17 protein-coding genes and 1 other RNA gene are annotated in these 23,917 nt (G+C 60.4%); 7 read left to right on the top strand and 11 right to left on the bottom strand.

Annotation, left to right across the window (positions count from 1 at the left end):
- Window positions 1-710 precede the first annotated feature (710 nt).
- The 8 genes from recR to BFC21_RS01265 form a co-directional block, all read right to left on the bottom strand.
- Window positions 711-1,313 carry a recombination mediator RecR gene (recR, locus tag BFC21_RS01300; RefSeq protein WP_016780292.1) on the bottom strand — a complete coding sequence of 201 codons (603 nt, stop codon included), beginning with the start codon at window positions 1,311-1,313 and terminating at the stop codon, window positions 711-713.
- Window positions 1,314-1,430: 117 nt separating this feature from the next.
- Window positions 1,431-1,769 carry a YbaB/EbfC family nucleoid-associated protein gene (locus tag BFC21_RS01295; RefSeq protein ID WP_016780291.1) on the bottom strand — a complete coding sequence of 113 codons (339 nt, stop codon included), beginning with the start codon at window positions 1,767-1,769 and terminating at the stop codon, window positions 1,431-1,433.
- Window positions 1,770-1,846: 77 nt separating this feature from the next.
- Window positions 1,847-3,898 (bottom strand): DNA polymerase III subunit gamma/tau, encoded by a 2,052-nt coding sequence (gene dnaX / locus BFC21_RS01290; RefSeq protein ID WP_088379455.1) that lies wholly within the window; start codon window positions 3,896-3,898, stop codon window positions 1,847-1,849.
- Window positions 3,899-4,123: 225 nt separating this feature from the next.
- Window positions 4,124-4,220: signal recognition particle sRNA small type (gene ffs / locus BFC21_RS01285), an RNA gene on the bottom strand.
- Between the two features lie 245 nt (window positions 4,221-4,465).
- Window positions 4,466-6,826 carry an NAD-dependent DNA ligase LigA gene (gene ligA, locus BFC21_RS01280; protein WP_088379454.1) on the bottom strand — a complete coding sequence of 787 codons (2,361 nt, stop codon included), beginning with the start codon at window positions 6,824-6,826 and terminating at the stop codon, window positions 4,466-4,468.
- A gap of 96 nt (window positions 6,827-6,922) precedes the next feature.
- On the bottom strand, window positions 6,923-7,807 hold the full coding sequence (gene zipA / locus BFC21_RS01275; RefSeq protein ID WP_088379453.1) for a cell division protein ZipA: 885 nt from the start codon (window positions 7,805-7,807) through the stop codon (window positions 6,923-6,925).
- Window positions 7,808-8,065: 258 nt separating this feature from the next.
- Window positions 8,066-11,554, bottom strand: a complete 3,489-nt coding sequence (gene smc, locus BFC21_RS01270; RefSeq protein WP_120265531.1) for a chromosome segregation protein SMC — start codon at window positions 11,552-11,554, stop codon at window positions 8,066-8,068.
- Window positions 11,555-11,556: 2 nt separating this feature from the next.
- Window positions 11,557-12,216 carry a GntR family transcriptional regulator gene (locus BFC21_RS01265; RefSeq protein ID WP_088379451.1) on the bottom strand — a complete coding sequence of 220 codons (660 nt, stop codon included), beginning with the start codon at window positions 12,214-12,216 and terminating at the stop codon, window positions 11,557-11,559.
- A 224-nt stretch (window positions 12,217-12,440) separates the two neighbouring features.
- Here BFC21_RS01265 and xdhA point away from each other — a divergent pair, with 224 nt between their 5' ends.
- Genes xdhA through guaD form a run of 4 tightly spaced genes read left to right on the top strand, consistent with a single transcriptional unit; the run spans window position 12,441 to window position 18,423 of the window.
- Window positions 12,441-13,898 (top strand): xanthine dehydrogenase small subunit, encoded by a 1,458-nt coding sequence (gene xdhA / locus BFC21_RS01260; protein WP_088379450.1) that lies wholly within the window; start codon window positions 12,441-12,443, stop codon window positions 13,896-13,898.
- Entirely contained in the window at window positions 13,891-16,266 is a 2,376-nt protein-coding gene (gene xdhB, locus BFC21_RS01255) for a xanthine dehydrogenase molybdopterin binding subunit (RefSeq protein WP_088379449.1), read from the top strand. Before xdhA ends, xdhB begins: the two co-directional genes overlap by 8 nt.
- Window positions 16,259-17,116, top strand: coding sequence for a xanthine dehydrogenase accessory protein XdhC (xdhC, locus tag BFC21_RS01250; RefSeq protein WP_088379448.1), 858 nt, complete (start codon window positions 16,259-16,261; stop codon window positions 17,114-17,116). The genes xdhB and xdhC overlap by 8 nt, the downstream gene beginning before the upstream one ends.
- Before the next feature lie 8 nt (window positions 17,117-17,124).
- Window positions 17,125-18,423: a guanine deaminase gene (guaD, locus tag BFC21_RS01245; RefSeq protein WP_162939270.1), complete on the top strand. Its 1,299-nt coding sequence runs from the start codon at window positions 17,125-17,127 to the stop codon at window positions 18,421-18,423.
- A gap of 111 nt (window positions 18,424-18,534) precedes the next feature.
- Here guaD and BFC21_RS01240 read toward each other — a convergent pair whose 3' ends face one another.
- Window positions 18,535-19,302, bottom strand: coding sequence for a GntR family transcriptional regulator (locus BFC21_RS01240; RefSeq protein WP_088379446.1), 768 nt, complete (start codon window positions 19,300-19,302; stop codon window positions 18,535-18,537).
- A 227-nt stretch (window positions 19,303-19,529) separates the two neighbouring features.
- Here BFC21_RS01240 and BFC21_RS01235 point away from each other — a divergent pair, with 227 nt between their 5' ends.
- Entirely contained in the window at window positions 19,530-20,720 is a 1,191-nt protein-coding gene (locus tag BFC21_RS01235) for a benzoate/H(+) symporter BenE family transporter (protein ID WP_088379445.1), read from the top strand.
- Between the two features lie 4 nt (window positions 20,721-20,724).
- Here the strand turns inward: BFC21_RS01235 and BFC21_RS01230 are convergent, their stop codons facing one another.
- On the bottom strand, window positions 20,725-21,486 hold the full coding sequence (locus tag BFC21_RS01230; RefSeq protein WP_120265530.1) for an SDR family oxidoreductase: 762 nt from the start codon (window positions 21,484-21,486) through the stop codon (window positions 20,725-20,727).
- A 195-nt stretch (window positions 21,487-21,681) separates the two neighbouring features.
- Here BFC21_RS01230 and BFC21_RS01225 point away from each other — a divergent pair, with 195 nt between their 5' ends.
- On the top strand, window positions 21,682-22,686 hold the full coding sequence (locus BFC21_RS01225; protein ID WP_095004116.1) for an NADP-dependent oxidoreductase: 1,005 nt from the start codon (window positions 21,682-21,684) through the stop codon (window positions 22,684-22,686).
- 88 nt (window positions 22,687-22,774) lie between these two features.
- Here the strand turns inward: BFC21_RS01225 and pyrF are convergent, their stop codons facing one another.
- On the bottom strand, window positions 22,775-23,473 hold the full coding sequence (gene pyrF / locus BFC21_RS01220; protein WP_029611337.1) for an orotidine-5'-phosphate decarboxylase: 699 nt from the start codon (window positions 23,471-23,473) through the stop codon (window positions 22,775-22,777).
- 227 nt (window positions 23,474-23,700) lie between these two features.
- Here pyrF and BFC21_RS01215 point away from each other — a divergent pair, with 227 nt between their 5' ends.
- Window positions 23,701-23,868: a DUF2897 family protein gene (locus tag BFC21_RS01215; RefSeq protein ID WP_016780266.1), complete on the top strand. Its 168-nt coding sequence runs from the start codon at window positions 23,701-23,703 to the stop codon at window positions 23,866-23,868.
- Window positions 23,869-23,917 lie beyond the last annotated feature (49 nt).

The raw sequence follows: 23,917 nt of genomic DNA, 5'->3' as shown, positions 1-23,917 counted from the left end.
GTCTGCATCGCAGGCAAGCCTGCTCCCACAGGTAATGCATGACCAACTGAATTCGCGGCTTGCCAGCCCGCCCCTGTGGGAGCGGGCTTGCTCGCGATGGCATCGCTGCGGTGCACCTGCCAGTCCGCGCCGCCTGCATCGCAGGCAAGCCAGCTCCCGCAGGTAATGCATGACCAACTGAATTCGCGGCTTGCCAGCCCCCCCCTGTGGGAGCGGGCTTGCTCGCGATGGCATCGCTGCGGTGTACCTGCCAGTCCGCGCCGTCTGCATCGCAGGCAAGCCAGCTCCCACAGGTAATGCATGACAAACTGAATTCGTGGCTTGCCAGCCCCCCCCCTGTGGGAGCGGGCTTGCTCGCGATGGCATCGCTGCGGTGTACTTGCCAGTCCGCGCCGTCTGCATCGCAGGCAAGCCAGCTCCCACAGGTAATGCATGACCAACTGAATTCGCGGCTTGCCAGCCCCCCCCCTGTGGGAGCGGGCTTGCTCGCGATGGCATCGCTGCGGTGTACCTGCCAGTCCGCTCCGCCTGCATCGCAGGCAAGCCAGCTCCCACAGGTAATGCATGACCAACTGAATTCGCGGCTTGCCAGCCCCCCCCTGTGGGAGCGGGCTTGCTCGCGATGGCATCGCTGCGGTGTACCTGCCAGTCCGCGCCGTCTGCATCGCAGGCAAGCCTGCTCCCACAGGAGCCCCTCCCGGCAATCGCAGTCAGAGCGTGATCGGACGACGCCCCGAGAACGAATGGGCCAGCGTGCCACCGTCCACCAGCTCCAGCTCTCCACCCAATGGCACGCCATGGGCAATACGCGACGCAATCAGGCCTTTATTGCTCAGCAACTGGGCGATGTAATGCGCAGTGGCTTCACCCTCGACCGTAGGGTTGGTCGCCAGGATCACTTCCGCAAACGTGCCCTGCTCGGCAATACGCGCCATCAATTGCGGAATGCCAATCGCCTCCGGCCCCAGGCCATCCAGCGGCGACAAGTGGCCCTTGAGCACGAAGTAACGTCCGCGATAACCGGTCTGCTCGACGGCATACACATCCATCGGCCCCTCGACCACGCACAGCAAGGTATCGTCACGGCGCACGTCGGCACACTGCGGGCACAAATCGTCCTCGGTAAGGGTCCTGCACAGACGGCAGTGCCCCACGCCTTCCATTGCCTGGGTCAGGGCCAGCGCCAGACGCGAGCCGCCACTGCGATCACGCTCCAGCAATTGCAGAGCCATGCGCTGCGCGGTCTTTTGACCGACGCCCGGCAGGGTACGCAAGGCATCGATCAGTTGGCGAATCAGGGGGCTAAAGCTCATAGGGAAGGTCCGACAAAACAACGAGACGCGGTTTATACCCGCGGTGTGGGCCAGCGTCAAATACCCGTCATACAGGCAAAAAAATGCCAGGCTCATGGCCTGGCATTTCAGCGCGCCTTAGAACGGCAGCTTCATGCCCGGCGGCAGTTGCATGCCGGCGGTCACGCCAGACATTTTGTCCTGGCTGTTGGCTTCAATCTTGCGCACGGCATCGTTCACCGCTGCAGCGAACAGGTCTTCCAGCACTTCGCGGTCGTCTTCGCTCACGCCTTCCAGCAACGTCGGGTCAATGCTCACCCGCTTGACGTCATGACGGCCGGTCATGACCACAGTGACCATATCGCCACCCGCCTTGCCGGTGACTTCAGCATTGGCCAGTTCTTCCTGCATCTTGGCCATTTTTTCCTGCATCTGCTGCGCCTGCTTCATCAGGCCGGCCATGCCACCTTTCATCATGGGAATCACCTCAAACGTTATTTGGACAATGCTCCCGCAATCAAAACGACTGCGGGCTGTAAGTTTATGCTCTGGCGTTACGACGCTTGAGCCTGCGCAACCTCTACAGGTTGAATCGTATCTTCGCGCACGACCGCACCGAACTGCTCAACCATCTGCTGCACCAGCGGATCGGCATAAATCGACTCTTCAGCCAGGCGCTGACGCTCAGCACGAAAACGCGCGGCAGCCTGGGCCGGGGTTTCCTGTTCCGGCTTGACCAGTTCAATGGTGACTTTGAGTGTACGCTGAGTGAACTGGTTCAGTGCATCGTTGAGCCGGCGCTGCTGGGTCAGGTTGAACAACGCACTGTGAGCCGGATCCAGATGCAACAACCAGTCATCACCGTCAACGGCAATCAGGGTGCAGTTGGCACCAATGCTGGCAGTCATGCCCGACACCGGTAATTTGGGGAACATCTCCAGCCATTCAAGGGCCAGACCGGTTGCCGGCATGGCCGCAGGCAAAGGCTCGGGCTCAGGAGCAGGTTCGGCGGCGTGCTCACTGGCCAGCTCATCCAGGTAGCTGTAGGCAGCCGAATCCATGTCCGGCTCGATATAGTCTTCGTCCAGCGGCGGCTCGTCGTCGCGATCCATACCCGACACTGCTGCATCCACCTGTTCGGCGGTCGGCTCGGGAATCGCTGCTGCGATCCACTCTGGCGCATCCGGCACCACACTGTCTGGCGTCGGCAGCGGCATCGGCGGCAACTCAGGCGGCTCGCCAGCGGTATCCAGCACCGACTCGGGCGCTGCCTCGATGTCGACCACAGGGGTGGATGGCGCGTTCCAGGGCAAGTCCTTTTCCGGCACTGGCGGGGCCTTTGGGGCCTGCACAGGTTCGGCAACCACCTCGACCACTGGTACAACGGGTTGCGCAACAACCGCTGCCGGCGCGGCAACGGCTGGCGCAACAGGGGTCGTACCCGCCACGGCTTGGGCGGAATCAACTGTGGCCTGGCTGATCCCCACTGGCTTTAGCGGCTGACTCGGCACGTTGCCGGTATCTGCCGGGCGGAACGCCAGCATTCGCAGCAGGACCATCTCAAAGCCACCACGCGGGTCTGGCGCCAGCGGCAAATCGCGCCGGCCAATCAGGCCCATCTGGTAATAAAACTGCACGTCTTCGGCAGGCAGCGCCTGAGCCAGGGCCAACACGCGGTCGCGGTCGCCATGACCGTTGTCGACACCGTCCGGCAGCGCCTGAGCAATGGCCACGCGATGCAAGACGTTGAGAATCTCGGACAGCACGCCGTTCCAGTCCGGGCCCTGCTCGGACAGATGGCGCACAGCCTCAAGCATGGCCTTGGCATCGCCTTCGATCAAGGCGTGCAGCAGATCGAATACCTGACCGTGATCCAGCGTGCCAAGCATCGCCCGCACATCACCTGCCAGTACCTTGCCTTCGCCGAAGGCAATCGCCTGGTCGGTGAGGCTCATGGCATCGCGCATAGAACCGTCGGCAGCGCGGCCTAGCAGCCACAGCGCGTCGTCTTCGAACGGCACGTTCTCGACACTGAGCACATGGCTCAAATGCTCGACCACGCGCTCCGGCGTCATGTTTTTCAGCGAGAACTGCAGGCAGCGCGACAGGATCGTGGCCGGCAATTTCTGCGGATCGGTGGTCGCGAGGATGAACTTGACGTAGGGCGGCGGTTCTTCAAGGGTCTTGAGCAGCGCATTGAACGAATGGCTGGAGAGCATGTGCACTTCGTCGATCAGATAGACCTTGAAGCGCCCGCGACTCGGTGCGTACTGCACGTTGTCGAGCAGCTCACGGGTGTCCTCGACCTTGGTGCGGCTGGCGGCGTCGATCTCGATCAGGTCGACAAAGCGGCCCTCGTCGATTTCACGGCACACCGAGCACTCACCGCACGGCGTCGAGGTGATACCTGTCTCACAGTTCAGGCATTTGGCGATGATCCGCGCAATGGTGGTCTTGCCCACGCCACGGGTACCGGTGAAAAGGTAGGCGTGGTGCAGGCGCTGACTGTCCAGGGCATTGATCAGAGCCTTGAGCACATGGGTCTGGCCGACCATTTCGCGGAACGAGCGCGGACGCCATTTACGTGCAAGAACCTGATAACTCATTGATAACCGTCGCGTCTGAAAAGCGGAGGGGGCTAATGCTAGCGGAGCAAGGCCGAAATTGCATCCGATGCGCACGTTTAACTGCTTGCAGCCAGTGCAGACAGGGTTTTACCCGCGCACAAGAACACATCGCCCGTTCTTTTGAACGTCGACAAGGGCTTTTTTGAGAAGAGAGTTGGATTTTGATTAAACCCGGCACAATTGCGGGTTTTAAAATGGAGGCAACCCCACCAGCCACACCCCGGCACACAATGTTCCCGCTGTGGCTGCTTCCTTCCGGATCTGACCAGGTTCACGGGTAATCGTTGCGGGGGGACCGATAGGGTCACCATAACAACATCCGCCTAGCAGCGAACGGCGCCATTGTACCTGTCTGAGAAAAACTTACAACCGCTGTGGCAAGAATAAAAAAATGAATGGGCTCAAGTACTTGGATTCGGGTTGAAACACCGCCTCGCAACCCGGCACCGCTCGTTTGTGGGAGCGGGCTTGCTCGCGATGGCTTCTGCGCGGTTCAACTGAGACACCGTGACGCCTGCATCGCGAGCAAGCCCGCTCCCACAACCATTACTGGATCGAAATGCCCTGCCCGGCCAAAAACGCGACAAAGGCTTCTTCATCCAGCACCTTGAGCCCCAGCTCGTTGGCCTTGACCAGCTTGGAGCCCGCCCCCGGCCCCGCCACCACGCAGTGGGTCTTGCCGGACACCGAACCCGAGACCTTGGCCCCCAGGCTTTCCAGCTTGTCCTTGGCAACGTCGCGGCTCATCAATTCCAGCGAACCGGTCAGCACCCAAGTCTGCCCGGCCAGCGGCAAGCCTTCTACAGCCTTTTTCTCGCTGTGCCAGTGCATGCCGAAATCACGCAGCTGCGCTTCGATTTCCAGCGCCATGCGCGCATTTTCAGGATTATCGAAAAACTCGCGAACCGCCTTGGCCTGTTTTTCCGGCAGGGCCTGGCGCATGTCGAGCCAGTCGGCACTGATCACCCCTTCCAGCGAGCCGAATTTCTCAGCCAGCTTCTGTGCCCCGCCCGGCCCGACCGAGGGGATATGCAGCTTGTCGATCAACCCGCCCAGTGTGGCACTGGCGGCAAACTCGGCGCCCAGTTCGCCCTGATCCTGCAGCTCCAGGCCGCGCTCCAGCAACTGGGCAATCACCTGCTGGTTGTGGCCATCACTGAAGAAGCTGTGAATCTCGTGCGCCACTTCCAGCCCCACATCCGGCAGGTAGGTCAGCACTTGCGGCAAGGCCTTCTGTACACGCTCCAGAGAGGCCAGAGAACGCGCCAGCACTTTGGCAGTCTCTTCTCCTACATCAGGAATGCCCAATGCATAAATAAAACGCGCCAGGGTCGGACGCTTGCTGTCGGCAATGGCCTGCAGCAGGTTTTTGCTCGACAACTCGGCGAAGCCTTCGAGATCGACGATCTGCTCGAACTGCAGGGTATAGAGGTCTGCCGGCGAACTCACCAGCCCCTCGTCGACCAATTGTTCGACGCTCTTTTCGCCCAGGCCTTCAATATCCATTGCCCGGCGCGAGACAAAATGAATGATCGCCTGTTTAAGCTGGGCACCACACGCCAACCGGCCGACACAGCGATACACCGCGCCTTCGCTGACGGTTTCGCGACCCTTGCTGCGCTTGATCAACTGCGTGCGTTCGACATGGGAGCCGCACACCGGGCAGTGTTCAGGAATCTGCACCGGGCGGGCATTTTCAGGGCGGCGCTCGAGCACCACCTGAACGACCTGCGGGATGACATCGCCAGCACGGCGAATAATCACGGTGTCGCCAATCATCAGCCCCAGCCGCGCCACTTCATCCATGTTGTGCAGGGTGGCGTTGGACACGGTGACACCCGCCACCTTGACCGGCTTGAGACGCGCCACCGGGGTTACCGCACCGGTGCGCCCGACCTGAAACTCCACATCCAGCAGCTCGGTCAGCTCTTCCATCGCCGGAAACTTGTGGGCGATGGCCCAGCGCGGCTCCCGCGCCCGAAAGCCCAACTCGCGCTGCGACGCCAGGTTGTTGACCTTGAACACCACGCCATCGATTTCATAGGGCAGCGAAGCCCGGCGCTCGCCAATGTCGCGGTAGTAATCCAGGCACTCGGCAATACCATGAGCCAGCTTCAGTTCGTGGCTGATAGGCATGCCCCATTGCTGCAACTGCTTGAGATTGCCGATATGGGTATCAGAGAATTCTTCAGAGACCTGCCCCAGGCCGTAGCAGCAGAATTCCAGCGGGCGGCTGGCAGTGATCTTCGAATCCAGCTGACGCAAGCTGCCCGCCGCCGCGTTACGCGGGTTGGCGAAGGTCTTGCCGCCAGCGGCGAGCTGGGTTTCATTGAGCCGGTCAAAACCGGCCTTGGACATAAACACTTCGCCGCGCACTTCCAGCACTGCGGGCCAGCCACTGCCATGCAGCTTGAGCGGGATATTGCGCACGGTGCGCACATTGACACTGATGTCTTCACCGGTGGTGCCATCACCCCGGGTGGCACCGCGCACCAAGTTGCCATCGCGGTACAGCAAACTCACCGCCAGCCCGTCCAGCTTGGGTTCGCAGCTGTATTCAACTTCAGCGCCCCCACCAAACAGGTCGCCTGCGGGCAGATCCAACCCTTCACTGACCCGGCGATCAAATTCACGCATATCGGTTTCATCAAACGCATTGCCCAGGCTCAGCATGGGCACTTCGTGACGCACCTGAGTAAAGGCGGACAACGCTGCGCTGCCTACCCGCTGGGTTGGCGAGTCGGCAGTAACCAGCTCGGGATGCTCGGCTTCCAGCGCCTTCAACTCACGGAACAGACGGTCGTACTCGGCGTCCGGGATGCTCGGCTCGTCGAGCACATGGTAACGGTAGTTATGCTGATCCAGTTCAGCGCGCAGCTCTAGAATGCGGGTATTGGCGGCGGTCATGGGGTGTTCTCTCACAAAGCAAAAGAGCAGCCGAGGCTGCTCCTTGTCGTATTCATGGTGCATGCGGGGGGAGCAGGCAAGCCGGCCCCCACATGTTCAGCGTTTTTGAGTCAGGGCACGGCGCTCGAATTCAACGATGCGCTGGCGGTAATGCTCGATGGTCTGGGCCGTCAGAACACTGCGCTGGTCGTCCTTGAGCTCGCCATTGAGCTCCTGGGACAACTTGCGTGCAGCGGCAACCATCACATCAAAAGCCTGCTTGGGATGACGCGGCCCCGGCAAACCAAGGAAAAAGCTGACAGCCGGCGTGCTGAACAGGTCGATATCATCCAGATCGAAAACACCCGGCTTGACTGCGTTAGCCATCGAAAACAGCACTTCGCCATTACCGGCCATGCTTTCATGGCGATGGAAAATATCCATTTCGCCAAAACGCAAACCGCTTTCCAGAATGTTCTGCAACAGTGCAGGGCCTTTGAAACCCGCCGGGTCACGGCTGATCACGCTGATCACCAGCACTTCTTCGGCCGCTGGCTGCGCAGCAGCAGGCTCCTTGACTTCAACTTCCGCCACACTCGGTTTGGCACGACCGCGTGCAGGTTTGACCGGCGCGACATGATCATCATCACGGGCACTGATGCCCGGGCCTTCATCCAGTTCCAGATCAAGGTTCAGGTCACCCTGGCTCGGCTCACCGCCACGCTTGCCGCGCTTGGCGCCTTTGTCCCGCGCAGGCATGCTGACCGATGGCAAATCGTGCTCATCCAGCTGCGGCTCTTTATGGGTAGGCGTATCCAGAACCCGTGCCGGGCCGAGCAATTCAGGGCTGTGCTCGTCGTCCGGGGCGTTGGAAAAACTGCGATCAAGCCGGAACTTGAGCTTGCCTTTGCCACCGCGCATGCGGCGCCAGCCATCAAAAAGAATACCGGCGATTACCACTATGCCGATGACTATCAGCCATTCGCGCAGACCGATTTCCATGTAATCCCTTGCCCCTAAAAAATGATTCTATGAAGAAGAGCCTAAAGCCCTTTAAAACGTGGCGCCAACTCTATGTTCTGAATGGCGTTTTACCCACGTACAAAAAAATTAGACATTAAATTAACACGACCAAAGATAACTTTACACCGTCTGTCGCATTGAGCTAGGCCCCTGTAGCCTTCGACCTTCACGTCGCATCGGTCAAATCGCAGATAAATTTCCTACAAGAAGAAAAAAATCGTCCTACATGCTTATAGCTCAAGCGTCGACCATTGCCATTGCCTCCTCAACATCAACCGCTACCAGACGCGAACAACCCGGCTCATGCATCGTCACCCCCATCAACTGATCGGCCATTTCCATGGCGATTTTGTTGTGGGTGATGTAGATGAATTGCACCGTCTGCGACATCTCTTTGACCAGGCGTGCATAGCGACCTACGTTGGCATCGTCCAGCGGTGCATCAACCTCATCGAGCATGCAAAACGGCGCCGGGTTGAGCTTGAAAATGGCAAAAACCAGGGCCAGGGCAGTCAAGGCTTTCTCGCCACCGGACAGCAAATGGATCGTGCTGTTCTTCTTGCCCGGCGGGCGCGCCATGATTGTCACCCCTGTATCGAGTAAATCTTCGCCCGTCAGTTCCAAATAAGCGCTGCCGCCACCGAAAACTTTTGGGAAAAGCGCCTGTAATCCACCATTTATCTGATCAAAGGTGTCTTTGAAGCGACTGCGGGTCTCTTTGTCGATCTTGCGGATGACGTTTTCGAGGGTGTCGAGTGCTTCGACCAGATCGGCATCCTGGGCATCGAGGTAGCGCTTGCGCTCCGACTGCTGCTGGTACTCATCGATGGCCGCGAGGTTGATCGCGCCCAGACGCTGAATGCGTGCAGCAATGCGTTCCAGTTCTTCTTCGGCCTGCTGCTCATTGACCTCGGCATCAAGCGTGGCGAGCACCCCGTGCAAGTCATAGCCATCTGCCAGCAACTGATCCTGTAACGCCGTACGTCGTACGCTCAGGGCTTGCCACTCCATGCGCTGCTGTTCCAGCTGGCCACGAATCAGCTGCGACTGCTGCTCAGCCTGGTTGCGGCGCTTTTCGGCGTCACGCAATTCACGGTCGGCGTCTTCAAGGGCGGTCTGCGCAATCTTGAGTTCTTCATCCACGCTCAGGCGCTTGTCGAGCAACTCTTCAAGTTTCAGGCGCAGCTCTTCCAGAGGCGCTTCACCCTCCTCCAGATTGAGGTTGAGCTGCTCGCGCTTTTCAGCCAGGCGTTCGGACTGCATTTGCAGACGCTCAAGGGCCTGGCGCGTGGAGTCATGCTGCGCCTTGAGCGAACCCAGTCGAACCGCCAACTGGTGTGCATGATCCTTGTGCTGACGGGCATCTTGACGCACCCGGTCGAGCTGCTCGCGCAGGCTGTCACGCCGCGCCAGCAACAACTCGCGCTGTTCGGTGTCGGTGGCCATTGCATCGAGGGCTTCCTGCAACAACAGGCGCGCTTCGCCCACTTGCTCGTGCTCAAGCGCGCGCTGCTCACCCAGCTCGGCCAGTTCTTCGTCCAGACGACGACGGCGCAGGGTCAATTGCTCGACCTTGGCTTTGCTCGCCGATAGCTTGGCCTTGATCTCACCCTGCTGGCGTGCTTCGTCCTGCAAGCGACGGCGAACCTGCTCACGGGAATCCTCTTGCACCAACTGCTGCTCACGCAGGCTTTGCAGCTGTTCTTCAAGGGTCGCGAGGGTGGCTTCGCGCTCTTCGCGCTCAAGCCCCAGACGCTGAATTTCCTGGCCCCGGGCCAAAACGCCACTTTCGGCTTCGCTGGCACGGCGCACCCGCAGGAAATTACGCCCCACCCAATAACCATCACGGCTGATCAGGCTCTGGCCATCGACCAATTGCGCGCGCAGCGCCAGCGCCTGCTCAAGGGACTCGACCGGCCTGACCTGAGCCAGCCACGGCGCCAGATCAAAATCGGCGTCTACCTTGTCGAGCAGGCTGCCCGCCAAACGGGAGGCCTGACCTGCGCCACTGACCAGGCGCAAATCGCCCTGGGCAAAACCCGCCAGATCCAGCCGGGCAAAATCCTCAACCAGCACGGCCTGCAAGTCGGCCCCCAGCACGGTCTCGACCGCCAGTTCCCAGCCCGGCTCTACCCGCAAGCCTTCGGCCAGCCGCGGTTGCTCGGCCAACTGCTGATCGCGCAACCACTCACTGGTGCCGGTGCCCGGGTCAAGGGCCGCCTGCTGCAGGGCCTCAAGCGAAGCCAGGCGGCCGTCGAGCCGCTGTAGCTCACCCTGAGCCTGCTGCTGGTTCTGCGTGGCCTGTTGCAAGTCATGCCGCACTTGCTCAAGCCGCTCCACCAGTTGCTCTTCGCTGGCCTGCAGTTCTTCGTGGGTCAGCTCGCTGGTGGCCAGTTGCTCACTCAGCTCAAGAATCGCTGCGTCTTCAGGGTCCGCTGCCAGCAAGGCGCGCTCTTCAGCCAAGCGGCGCTGACGCTCCGCCACACGTTCCATGCTGGTTTCCAGCTGCTGGATGCGCGCTTGCAGCACTTCGGACTGGCGCTGGGGCTCGGCCGAGCGCAAGTTGAAGCTGTCCCACTGCTCTTGCCAGCCGTGCATGGTCTGTTCGGCCACTTCCAGCGTGGCGGCGGCCTCTTCGGCGGCGGCACTGGTAAGTTCCTGCTCGGGCTCAAGCATGTGCAGCTCTTCACCCAGGGTCGCCAGCAGGGTGCGGTCATGCCCCAGGTGAGACTCGGTCTCCAGGCGCGAGCGTTCGGCTTCGCGCAGGTCATCCTGCAACTGGCGCAAACGTTGCTGGCCATGCTGAATGCTCTGCTCGACGCGGGCAATATCACCCCCCACCGAATAGAAGCGTCCTTGCACCAGATTGAAGCGCTCTGACAGATCATGGTGCCCGTCACGCAGGCGTTCGATGCTGGCATCGGCATTGCGCTGCTCGGCCACCAGGGCTTCGAAGCTGACTTCCTGGTTGCCGATGATCGCTTCGCGCTGGCCCACCTGCTCGTTCAGGGCCTGCCAGCGCAACGCCGACAGCTGGGCCTTGAGCTGACGCTCCTGACCCTTGTATTCCTGGTACTTCTCGGCAGCCTGTGCCTGGCGGTGCAAGCGTTCCAGCTGGCGGCCCAGCTCGTCGCGCAGGTCAGTCAGGCGGGCGAGGTTCTCGTGGGTACGGCGAATGCGGTTTTCGGTCTCGCGACGGCGCTCCTTGTACTTGGAGATGCCGGCTGCTTCTTCGATAAAATTGCGCAGGTCTTCGGGCTTGGACTCGATCAGCTTGGAGATCATGCCCTGTTCGATGATCGAGTAGCTGCGCGGCCCCAGGCCCGTACCGAGGAAGATATCGGTAATATCACGACGCCGGCATTTGGTGCCGTTGAGGTAATAAGTGGTCTGGCTGTCGCGGGTTACCTTGCGGCGAATGGAGATCTCGGCGTAGGCCGCGTACTCGCCCAGCAGGGTGCCGTCGGAGTTGTCGAACACCAGCTCGATGCTGGCCTGGCTCACCGGTTTGCGCGTGGTTGAGCCGTTGAAGATGACGTCGGTCATCGACTCGCCGCGCAGGTTTTTGGCCGAGCTTTCGCCCATGACCCAGCGCACGGCATCGATGATATTGGACTTTCCGCAACCGTTGGGGCCGACCACCGCCGCCATATTGCTCGGGAAGGTTACGGTTGTCGGGTCAACGAAAGACTTGAAGCCGGCCAGCTTGATGCACGTCAGGCGCACGCTCAGGCAGCCGTCAAGGCAGACAGCACCAGGGCACAACTGCGCTGGGCATAGCTGCTCAGCACCACGCGAATCTGCGCCAGGTCACGCGCCAGCACGGCTTCAAGCAGCTGCGCGAACAAGGCCAGAAACTCGCTCATCTCGGCCTTGCGCTGATCCAGTGCCAGGTAATAGGCACGGCTCATGGCCGGGTGCAGGTTCTCGACGGTTTCCTGCAGGTACGGGTTGTCCGCGAACGGGTACGCCGCACGCATCACGTTGAAGCTGTCTTCAACAAAGGCGCTGATGTCCTGGCGCTCGTAGCTGGCGGCCAGACGCTGCTGAATCTGCAGGAATGGCCCCAGGTCAGCCGGCACCGCCCAGCGTTGGGCAACCGCATTGCCGAGCAGGATGTACATCTCGCTCATCAGCGTACACAGGCTCTGCACCTTGTGCGCCGTAAGTTCGGTCACATGGGCGCCGCGGCGCGGGAGGATGGCGATCAGATGTCGCCGCTCCAGGATCAGCAAGGCTTCGCGCACAGAGCCACGACTGACATTGAGTGCCAGTGTCACTTTCTGTTCCTGAATGCGTTCCCCAGGCTTTAGCTCGCCGCGAATGATGCGTTCGGCGAGGTGGTGAGCGATTTGCTCGGCGAGGCTGTCCGGCGCCTTGAACGTCATGTTTTACCTTCAAAATCTTTTATCAGTGCAGGGGCGAAGTGTAACGCACTTGGTGGGCCCTCGCGCAGAGCCCCGGAGGCCGAATATGGCACGAAATAAGCAAATAAATCCCCCGGATATCAATCACAGGGATGAGCGAGCTCTATTTCTTGACCCGCAGGTCAACTTTAGCTAGATTTCTACTCATCCCGCGTTACAACAATAATGATTATGCGAGGCCTTCCGTGATCCAGTTCCTACTCAACCAGACGCTGCGCACCGAGCACACGCTGGACCCCAACCTGACCGTGCTCAACTATTTGCGCGAGCACTTGCACAAACCCGGCACCAAAGAAGGCTGCGCCAGCGGTGACTGCGGCGCCTGCACGGTGGTGGTCGGCGAGCTGCACACGGACGACCAGGGCCTTGAGCGGCTGCGCTATCGCAGCCTGAATTCGTGCCTGACCTTTGTCTCGGCACTGCACGGCAAACAACTGATCAGCGTCGAGGACTTGAAACACCAGGGCCAGCTGCACAGCGTGCAGCGGGCGATGGTTGACTGCCACGGCTCGCAGTGCGGCTTTTGCACCCCGGGGTTTGTGATGTCGCTGTTCGCCCTGCAAAAAAACAGCAGCGGCCAGGCTGATGGCCATCAAGCCCACGAGGCACTGGCCGGCAACCTCTGTCGCTGCACGGGCTACCGGCCCATACTGGCGGCTGCCGAACAGGCTTGCGCCGGGCAGCAACCGGATCAGTTCGATGCCCGGCACAGCGCAACCATCGCCCAGCTCAAGGCAATCACCCCAAGCCAGACCGGCGAACTCAACAGCGGCGATAAACGCTGCCTGCTGCCCTTGACCGTCAGCGACCTGGCCGAGCTTTACGAGTCCCAGCCCCAGGCCCGGCTGCTGGCAGGCGGTACCGATCTGGCGCTGGAGGTCACCCAGTTTCATCGCCCGTTGCCGGTGATGATCTACGTCGGCAACGTGGCCGAGATGAAGCGCATCGAGCACTTCGCCGATCGCATTGAAATCGGCGCTGCCGTTTCCCTGACTGATGCCTATGCCACGCTCAATACCGAGCACCCGGACTTTGGCGAACTGCTGCACCGTTTTGCCTCACTGCAAATCCGCAATCAGGGCACCCTGGGCGGCAATATCGGCAACGCCTCGCCGATTGGCGACTCACCCCCGCTGCTGATTGCCCTCGGCGCGCAGCTGTTGTTGCGCAAGGGCCAAACCCGACGCACGTTGGCCATTGAAGACTACTTCATTGATTACCGGGTTACCGCGCGCCAGGAGGGTGAATTTATCGAAAAGATCATCATCCCCCGTGCCGATCCCAGCCAGACATTTCGCGCCTACAAAATTTCCAAGCGCCTGGACGACGACATCAGCGCCGTTTGCGCAGCATTCAACCTGCACATCGACAACGGCGTGGTGACCGGTGCCCGCGTGGCATTCGGCGGCATGGCGGCCATCGCCAAACGCGCCGCCGCCTGCGAGGCGGCTTTGCTTGGCGCCGACTGGAACAGCGCCAGCATCGAACGGGCCTGCGCCGCACTGGCAAACGACTTCACCCCGCTGTCGGACTTTCGCGCCAGCAAGGAATACCGCCTGCTAAGCGCACAAAACCTGCTGCGCAAGTACTTCATCGAACTGCAAACGCCACACCTTGAGACGCGGGTAACAGCTTATGTCTAACCATCACAAAGTGGCCCCGACCCAGGCCGAGCTGACCTCCCTCTTTCAGCAGGATTTGAAAACCGGCGTAGGTCGCAGCGTCAAGCATGACAGCGCTGAAAAACATGTCAGCGGCGAGGCGCAGTACATTGATGACCGGCTGGAATTCCCCAACCAGTTGCACCTTTTCGCACGCCTGTCCGACCGCGCACACGCCAGAATCATCCGTGTCGACACCACGCCCTGCTACGCCTTCGAAGGCGTGCGCCTGGTCATCACCCACGAAGATATCCCCGGTCTGAAGGACATCGGCCCGTTGCTGCCCGGCGACCCGCTGCTGGCCATCGACAAGGTGGAATTTGTCGGCCAGCCGGTCCTGGCTGTGGCCGCTTGCGATCTGGACACCGCCCGCAAGGCGGCAATGGCCGCCATTATCGAATACGAAGACCTGGAGCCCGTGCTGGACGTGGTGCAGGCACTGCGCCAAAAACACTTTGTGCTCGACACCCACACCCATCAGCGGGGCGACTCAAGCGGCGCACTGGCCGCGGCTGAACATCGCCTGCAGGGCAGCCTGCATATCGGCGGGCAGGAACATTTTTACCTCGAAACCCAGATTTCATCGGTCATGCCCACCGAAGACGGCGGGATGATCGTGTACTGCTCCACGCAAAACCCCACCGAAGTGCAGAAGCTGGTGGCCGAGGTACTGGATGTGTCGATGAACAAGATTGTCGTCGACATGCGCCGCATGGGCGGTGGCTTTGGCGGCAAGGAGACCCAGGCCGCCAGCCCCGCCTGCCTGTGCGCCGTGGTGGCACGCCTCACCGGGCAACCGACGAAGATGCGCCTGCCACGGGTCGAAGACATGCTGATGACCGGCAAACGCCACCCGTTCTATATCGAATATGACGTCGGTTTCGACGCCAGCGGCCGCTTGCAGGGCATCGTGCTGGACCTGGCGGGCAACTGCGGCTGCTCACCGGACTTGTCCAACTCCATCGTCGACCGCGCCATGTTCCATGCCGACAACGCCTACTACCTGGGCGATGCAACGATCAATGGCTATCGCTGTAAAACCAACACGGCGTCAAACACCGCCTACCGCGGTTTCGGCGGCCCGCAAGGGATGGTCGCCATCGAAGAAGTCATGGACCGCATCGCCCGCCACCTGGGCCTCGATCCGCTGGCCGTGCGCAAGGCCAACTACTACGGCAAGACCGAACGCAACGTGACCCACTACTACCAGACCGTGGAACACAACCTGCTGGAAGAAATGACTGCCGACCTGGAGGCCAGCAGTCAGTACGCCGAACGCCGCGAAGCGATCAAGGCGTTCAATGCCGCCAGCCCGATCCTGAAAAAAGGCCTGGCGCTGACCCCGGTCAAGTTCGGCATTTCCTTTACCGCCAGCTTTCTCAACCAGGCCGGTGCGCTGATCCACATCTACACCGATGGCAGCATCCATCTCAACCACGGTGGCACCGAGATGGGCCAGGGCTTGAATATCAAGGTCGCGCAAGTGGTGGCCGAGGTGTTTCAGGTGGATATCAGCCGTGTGCAGATCACCGCCACCAACACGGACAAAGTGCCCAACACCTCGCCTACAGCAGCGTCCAGTGGCGCCGACCTCAATGGCAAGGCCGCACAAAATGCTGCCGAAACCATCAAGCAGCGTCTAATTGAGTTTGCAGCAGGCAAGTATCAGGTCGACGAACAGGCGGTGATCTTTCACAACGGCCAGGTGCGCATTGGCGAGCAGATCATCAGTTTTGAAAGCCTGATCCAGCAGGCGTACTTCGGCCAGGTGTCGCTTTCAAGCACCGGATACTACAAAACCCCGAAAATTTTCTATGACCGCAGCCAGGCACGCGGCCGACCGTTCTACTACTTTGCCTTTGGCGCCGCCTGCGCCGAAGTCATCGTCGATACCCTGACCGGCGAATACAAGATGCTGCGCACCGATATCCTCCATGATGTTGGCGCCTCGCTGAACCCGGCCATCGACATCGGCCAGGTCGAGGGCGGCTATATCCAGGGCGCTGGCTGGCTGACCATGGAAGAACTGGTGTGGAACGCCAAGGGCAAGCTGATGACCAACGGCCCGGCCAGCTACAAGATCCCGGCGGTGGCCGATATGCCGCTGGATTTGCGCGTCACCCTGGTGGAAAACCGCAAGAACCCCGAAGACACCGTGTTTCACTCCAAGGCCGTCGGCGAGCCACCATTTATGCTCGGCATCGCCGCCTGGTGCGCGCTCAAGGACGCGGTGGCAAGCCTGGCCGACTATCGCGTGCAACCTGCGATTGATGCCCCGGCCACCCCGGAACGGGTGCTGTGGGGGTGTGAGCAAATGCGCAAAAGCCTGTCGGGAGACCAGCATGAATAACTGGATCAGCGCCCTGGCCGAGTTGCAGCAGCAAGGCGAACCTTGCGTGCTGGTGACCATCATCGAAGAGCAAGGCTCGACCCCGCGCAATGCCGGTTCAAAGATGGTGATTTGCGCTGATAAAATCTTCGACACCATCGGCGGCGGTCACCTGGAGTACAAGGCAATGGAAATTGCCCGCCAGATGCTCGACAGCGGCAAGCACGCGACCCATCTGCAACGTTTCAGCCTCGGCGCCAGCCTGGGCCAGTGTTGCGGCGGGGTGGCGGTGTTGCTGTTCGAGCCGATGGGCCAGGTCCAGGCACAGATTGCGGTGTTTGGCGCAGGGCATGTGGCCCGCGCCCTAGTGCCCCTGCTCGCCAGCCTGCCCTGCCGGGTGCGCTGGATCGACTCACGGGAGCAGGAATTCCCGTCAGTCATGCCCCCGGGCGTGGAAAAAATCGTCACCGATGAGCCAGTTGACGAGGTCGATGCACTGCCAGCGGGTTGCTACTGCATCGTCATGACGCATAATCACGCCCTGGACCTGGAACTCAGCGCTGCCCTGCTTAAACGCAACGACTTTACCTACTTCGGCTTGATTGGCTCCAAAACCAAACGCGTGAAGTTTGAGCATCGCCTGCGTGAGCGCGGTATCGGTGCCGCACCTTTGCAGCGCATGCGCTGCCCGATGGGCCTGAGCGAAGTCAAAGGCAAACTGCCTGTTGAAATCGCGATTTCCATCGCCGGCGAAATCATCGCCACCTACAACACCCATTTCGGCCAGCACACTGCGAGCGCCGACAGCACGTCATCTGAATCCATTAAACAATTGCTGCCGTCTTCACGACGCAGCCATGCCACACACTGAGAATTGCCATGACCTGTAAAGCCTATCGCGCCGCCATTTTGCACAGCATCGCCGACCCTGCCGACGTCGGGATCGAGGCCTCCTACGAATATTTTGAAGACGGTTTGCTGGTGGTCGACAACGGCCAGATCAAAGCCGTGGGGCCGGCCAGCGAACTGCTTGGCACACTGAGCGCCGACATTGAAGTCACCGAGTACAAGGATGCGCTGATCACCCCCGGCTTTATCGATACTCATATCCACTTCCCGCAAACCGGGATGATCGGTGCCTACGGCGAGCAGCTGCTTGATTGGCTCAACACCTACACCTTCCCATGCGAAAACCAGTTCGCCGACAAGGCCCATGCTGACGAAGTGGCCGATGTTTTCCTAAAGGAACTGCTGCGCAACGGCACCACCACGGCCCTGGTGTTCGGCAGCGTACACCCGCAATCGGTAGATGCCCTGTTTGAGGCCGCACAGCGTCTGGACCTGCGCCTGATCGCCGGCAAGGTGATGATGGACCGCAACGCCCCGGATTATCTGACCGACACCGCCGAAACCGGCTACAGCGAGAGCAAGGCACTGATCGAACGCTGGCATGGCAAGGGCCGCCTGCACTATGCCGTCACCCCGCGCTTCGCGCCGACCAGCACCCCGGAGCAACTGACCCTGGCGGGCAAGCTGCTGGGCGAATACCCGGATGTGTATCTGCACACCCATATCAGCGAGAACCTGCAGGAAATCGAGTGGGTGAAGTCGCTGTTCCCGGAGCGCAAGGGTTATCTGGACGTGTACGACCACTACCAGTTGCTGGGTGAACGCTCGGTATTTGCCCACGGTGTGCATCTGTGTGACGAGGAATGTGCGCGACTGGCCGAGACCGGTTCGGCAGTGGCGTTCTGCCCTACTTCCAACCTGTTTTTGGGCAGCGGCCTGTTCAACCTGCCGATGGCCGAAAAACATAAACTCAATGTGGGCCTGGGCACGGATGTCGGCGCGGGGACCAGCTTCTCGCTGCTCAACACCCTGAACGAAGCCTACAAGGTCATGCAGCTGCAGGGCGCACGCCTCAATCCGTTCAAGTCGTTGTACCTGGCTACGTTGGGCGGGGCGCGGGCACTGCGCCTGGAGGACAAGATCGGCAATCTGCAACCGGGCAGCGACGCTGATTTCCTGGTGCTGGACTACAACGCTACGCCGCTGATGAGCTATCGCCTCAAGCAGTCAAAAAACATCGCCGAAACGCTGTTTGTATTGATGACCCTGGGCGACGACCGCACCGTGCAGCAAACCTATGCGGCAGGTAATCTGGTGCATCAACGCTGATAATCTCCCTGGTGGGAGCGGGCTTGCTCGCGAGGGTATCGGCGCGGTTTAACTAAAGCACCGCGTCGCCTGCATCGCGGGCAAGCCCGCTCCCACAAGAGCAGCCGAGGCTTAAATCTTGGCAGCAGGCCGGGGGCTTTTGCCCTTGGTTTGCAGCAAGTGCGAAAACACCGCGTGCAAGTCATCCGAGGCGCTTTCTTCGTCGAGGTTGAGCTTGCTGTCGATGTGATCCATGTGGTGCATCATCAGGTGCACGGCCTGATCGGCATCCCGGGCTTCAATGGCATCAATCAGCTGCATGTGTTCGTCATACGAACAGTGCGAGCGGTTGCCGCTTTCGTACTGGGCAATAATCAGTGACGTTTGCGATACCAGGCTGCGCTGAAAGCTGATCAGCGGCGCATTCTTGGCCGCTTCGGCCAGCTTCAGGTGAAACTCGCCCGACAGGCGAATCCCGGCACCGCGATCACCCCGCGAAAAACTGTCGCGCTCGTCCTGCACCATCTTGCGCAATTGCGCCAGGTCATCTGCCGTGGCATGCACCACCGCCAGTTCGGTAATCGCCTTTTCAACCAGTCGCCGGGCCAGAAACACCTGGCGCGCTTCATCCACGCTCGGGCTCGCCACCACTGCACCGCGATTGGGGCGCAGCAAAACAACCCCTTCATGGGCCAGACGCGACAAGGCGCGACGGATAATGGTACGGCTCACGCCAAAGATTTCGCCCAGAGCCTCTTCACTCAACTTGGTGCCAGGCGCCAGACGCTGTTCAAGGATCGCCTCGAAAATATGCGCGTAGACGATATCGTCCTGGGTTCCACTGCGGCCGGCCTTGCCAGCGCGGGGTTGTTTCTTGAGAGGCTGCAACTGTTCGTTCATGGGCACTCGTGTGGGAAGCGGCGGCGAATAAGGGGTTACGTTAGTACGTAAACGGGTGTCACCGACCAGAAATTAATGCAAAAAACAGGACGCATTGTACACAAAGCACAGTGCCAGTACGACTGTACGGTCGTTTACGAACCCTGCTGTATTGCAACTGAATACAACCTTTACGTTTAGGCTTGTCGCCTGTCCGAACTCCTATAGCACACAAGGAAGACCGTTCCATGACTGACGCCACGCAGCCGCGCTTGCATCCACTGGCAGACACCTCGCCCTCGGCGGTGGTCGCAGGCTTTATCGCCATGATGACCGGCTACACCAGCTCCCTGGTCCTGATGTTTCAGGCGGGGCAGGCAGCGGGCCTCACCAGCGGGCAGATTTCATCGTGGATCTGGGCACTGTCAATCGGCATGGCTGTTTGCAGCATAGGCTTGTCTTTGCGTTATCGCACACCGATCACCATCGCCTGGTCCACCCCGGGGGCGGCACTGCTGATCACCAGCCTGGGCGGGGTCAGTTACGGTGAAGCCATCGGGGCCTATATCACCTGCGCGGTACTGGTGATCATCTGCGGCATGACCGGCAGCTTTGAGCGCCTGGTCAAGCGCATCCCCTCATCCCTGGCCGCCGCGTTGCTGGCGGGCATCCTGTTCAAGATCGGCAGCGAAATTTTCGTCGCCGCGCAACACCGCACCGGCCTGGTGATCGGCATGTTTTTTACCTACCTGATCGTCAAGCGCTTGTCGCCGCGCTACGCCGTGCTGGCGGCGCTGCTGATCGGCACCCTGCTCTCGGGCATGCTCGGGCTGCTGGACTTCAGCGGTTTTGCCCTTGAAGTGGCCGTACCGGTATGGACCACGCCATCATTCTCGCTGGCCGCGACCATCAGCATCGGCATCCCGCTGTTCGTGGTGGCCATGACCTCGCAAAACATGCCGGGCATCGCCGTGCTGCGGGCTGATGGCTATGACGTACCGGCCTCGCCGCTGATCACCACCACCGGCGTGGCCTCCTTGCTGCTGGCACCTTTCGGCTCCCACGGCATCAACCTGGCGGCGATCAGTGCCGCCATCTGCACCGGCCCCCATGCCCACGAAGACCCGAAAAAACGCTACACCGCGGCCATGTGGTGCGGGATTTTCTATGGCATTGCCGGCATATTCGGCGCCACTCTGGCCGCCCTGTTCGCCTCGTTGCCCAAGGAACTGGTGCTGTCGATTGCCGCCCTGGCACTGTTCGGTTCGATCATGAACGGCCTGAGCATTGCCATGGGCGAAGCCAGGGAGCGTGAAGCGGCCCTGGTCACCTTTATGGTCACCGCATCGGGCATGACCCTGTTTTCGATCGGCTCGGCATTCTGGGGCATTGTCGCGGGCGTGCTGACCTTGATGATCCTGAACGTCAAGGCACGCTAAGCGATCAGATCGCCAGTGCCCCGCCATCCACCGCCAGCGCATGGCCGGTGGTAAACGCCGCGCCGTCCGAGCACAGATACAGCACGGCGCTGGCCACTTCTTCGACTTTACCGACACGCCCCACCGGGTGCATGGCGGCGGCGAACTCGGCCTTGCGCGGGTCGGCCTCATAAGCGCGGCGGAACATATCCGTATCGATCACCCCGGGGCACACGGCGTTAACCCGAATATGCTTTTTCGCATACTCGATGGCCGCTGATTTGGTCAGCCCGATCACCGCATGCTTGGACGCCGAGTAGATGCTCATTTTCGGCGCAGCGCCCAGCCCGGCCACCGAGGCGGTATTGACGATCGCCCCGCCGCCCTGGGCCAGCATCAATGGCAACTGATATTTCATGCACAACCATACCCCCTTGACGTTCACTCCCATGATCGCGTCGAACTCGTCCAGAGTGCCGTCGGCCAGGCGCCCTTGCTCGATCTCGATCCCGGCATTGTTAAAGGCATAGTCCAGGCGACCGTAGGTGCTGATCACCTGTTCCATCAGATGTTTTACCTGAGCCTCAACAGTGACATCGCAACTTACAAAAGCCGCACTGCCACCCGCCGCCTTTATCCGAGCCACCGTATCTTCGCCGCCTGCCACATCCCGATCAGCCACCACCACTTTCAGGCCTTCGGCGGCAAACGCCAGGGCCGTGGCCCGGCCTATGCCTGCTCCGGCGCCCGTTACCACAGCCACTTGCCCCGTAAACGTCATGCCCATTGGTGTAATCCTCAGCAGAGTGCATCGGTGCCCCGAAACATTCAGGCACGGTCATCCGCTTATTTATCCGAGTGATAAAAGCCTGCCTACAACCATCACCGCCACTGATAAAAACCTATTCGTAAACGCGCATTCACTTGCCCTGCGGCTTGAGAAGGTCTATCAACAGAGATCAATCTCCAATGAGTTATAGCAATGACTGACCAGACAAACCGCCAATTCCTGCTCTCCAAACGTCCAGTCGGTGCAGCAACCCGCGACACCTTCACCTTCCAGCAAGTGCCCGTGGTACAGCCCAAAGAGGGGCAGATCCTGGTCAAGAACGAATACCTGTCCCTCGACCCGGCCATGCGTGGCTGGATGAACGAGGGCAAGTCCTATATCCCGCCGGTAGCGCTGGGCGATGTGATGCGCGCCCTCGGTGTGGGCAAGGTCATCGCCTCGGCACACCCGGGCTTTGCCGTCGGGGATTACGTCAACGGTGCCTTGGGCGTGCAGGATTACTTCGTCGGCGAGCCACGCGGTTTCTACAAAGTCGATCCGAAATTGGTACCGCTGCCGGTGTATCTGTCCGCACTGGGCATGACCGGCATGACCGCCTACTTCGCATTGCTGGATGTTGGCGCACCCAAAGCAGGAGACACCGTGGTGATCTCCGGCGCAGCGGGGGCTGTTGGCAGCATTGCCGGGCAAATCGCCAAGTTGAAGGGCTGCCGCGTAGTGGGCATCGCCGGTGGCGAGGAAAAATGCGCGCGACTGGTCGATGAGTTTGGCTTCGACGGCACCATCGACTACAAAAGCGAAGATGTGCTCGCAGGCCTCAAGCGCGAATGCCCTAAAGGCGTTGATGTGTTTTTCGACAATGTGGGCGGCGATATTCTCGACGCAGTCCTCAGCCGCCTGAATTTCAAGGCGCGGGTCATCATCTGCGGCGCCATCAGCCAGTACAACAACAAGGAAGCCGTGAAAGGCCCGGCCAACTACTTGTCACTGCTGGTCAATCGCGCGCGTATGGAAGGCTTTGTGGTGATGGACTATGCCGATCGCTATGCAGCGGCCGGGCAAGAGATGGCGGGCTGGCTGCTCAAGGGCCAGTTGAAAAGCAAAGAGCATATTGTTGAAGGCCTGGAAAGCTTCCCGGAGAGCCTGGCGAAGCTGTTCAGCGGGGAAAATCACGGCAAGCTGGTGTTGAAGGTCTGACACGCCACATAAGGGTGGGTGGGAGCGGGCTTGCTCGCTATACAGGCGCAAGCCCGCTCCCACAGCATCAGACCGGTCGCAAACAGCCTTAAGCCAGCTCAGCGACCACCGCAGCAAGTGCCTTGGCCGGGTCGGCTGCCTGGCTGATCGGGCGACCGATCACCAGATAGTCAGAACCGGCATCCAGTGCCTGGCGAGGGGTCAGGATACGGCGCTGATCATCTTGCGCACTGCCCGCAGGACGAATCCCCGGCGTCACCAACTGCAGGCTCGGGTGCGCAGCTTTCAGCGCTTGCGCTTCCAGAGCCGAACACACCAGGCCGTCCATTCCGGCCTTCTCGGCCAAGGCTGCCAGGCGCAGCACCTGCTCCTGAGGCTCGATATCCAGACCGATACCGGCCAGGTCTTCGCGCTCCATGCTGGTCAGCACGGTCACGCCAATCAACAACGGCTGCGGGCCGGTACGCTTGTCGAGCACTTCACGGCAAGCGGCCATCATGCGCAAGCCGCCGGAACAATGAACGTTCACCATCCATACGCCCATTTCGGCAGCGGCCTTGACCGCCATTGCCGTGGTATTGGGGATATCGTGGAACTTCAGGTCCAGGAACACTTCAAAACCCTTGTCGCGCAAAGTGCCGACAATTTCCGAAGCACAGCTGGTGAACAGCTCTTTGCCCACCTTGACGCGGCACAGCTTGGGGTCCAACTGATCAGCCAGTTTCAATGCGGCGTCACGCGTTGGGAAATCCAGGGCGACGATAATAGGAGTCTGGCAGTCGGACATTAGCGGGTTCTCAGGCTGGTCGAAATCGGCGCGCATTGTAGCGGAACCAGCCGCTAACCGGCACCCGATGATCGCAAATTCACGTTTTTAGTCATTCCCAAGGTTATCCCATACACGCGCGAATAACCGGCCTACACTGAAAGCATCGAACACTTACTGACTTAACAGGATAAATCGCCGCACACTGCAACCCAGCCCTGTGCGGCATTAAACACGGAGAACACTCTATGCCTTGGTATGCCTGGTTAATTATCGTCGTCGCCATTGGTGCCATCCTCGGCGCCCTGATGACCCTGCGTGACACCGCCAACAAAGTTGAACTGACCGATGAGCAACGCAAACGCGTTGCCGAACGCAATGCCGAAATGGACGCCAAAGAATCAAAGGACGGGTAACCAGATAAACGGTCAGGGCCTGCATTTCAAGGAATCAGCATCAGTGGGA

It is taken from the genome of Pseudomonas sp. TMW 2.1634, from assembly GCF_001703595.1.
Classification (GTDB): domain Bacteria; phylum Pseudomonadota; class Gammaproteobacteria; order Pseudomonadales; family Pseudomonadaceae; genus Aquipseudomonas; species Aquipseudomonas fragi.
This window is presented reverse-complemented; position numbering and strand designations above follow the sequence as displayed.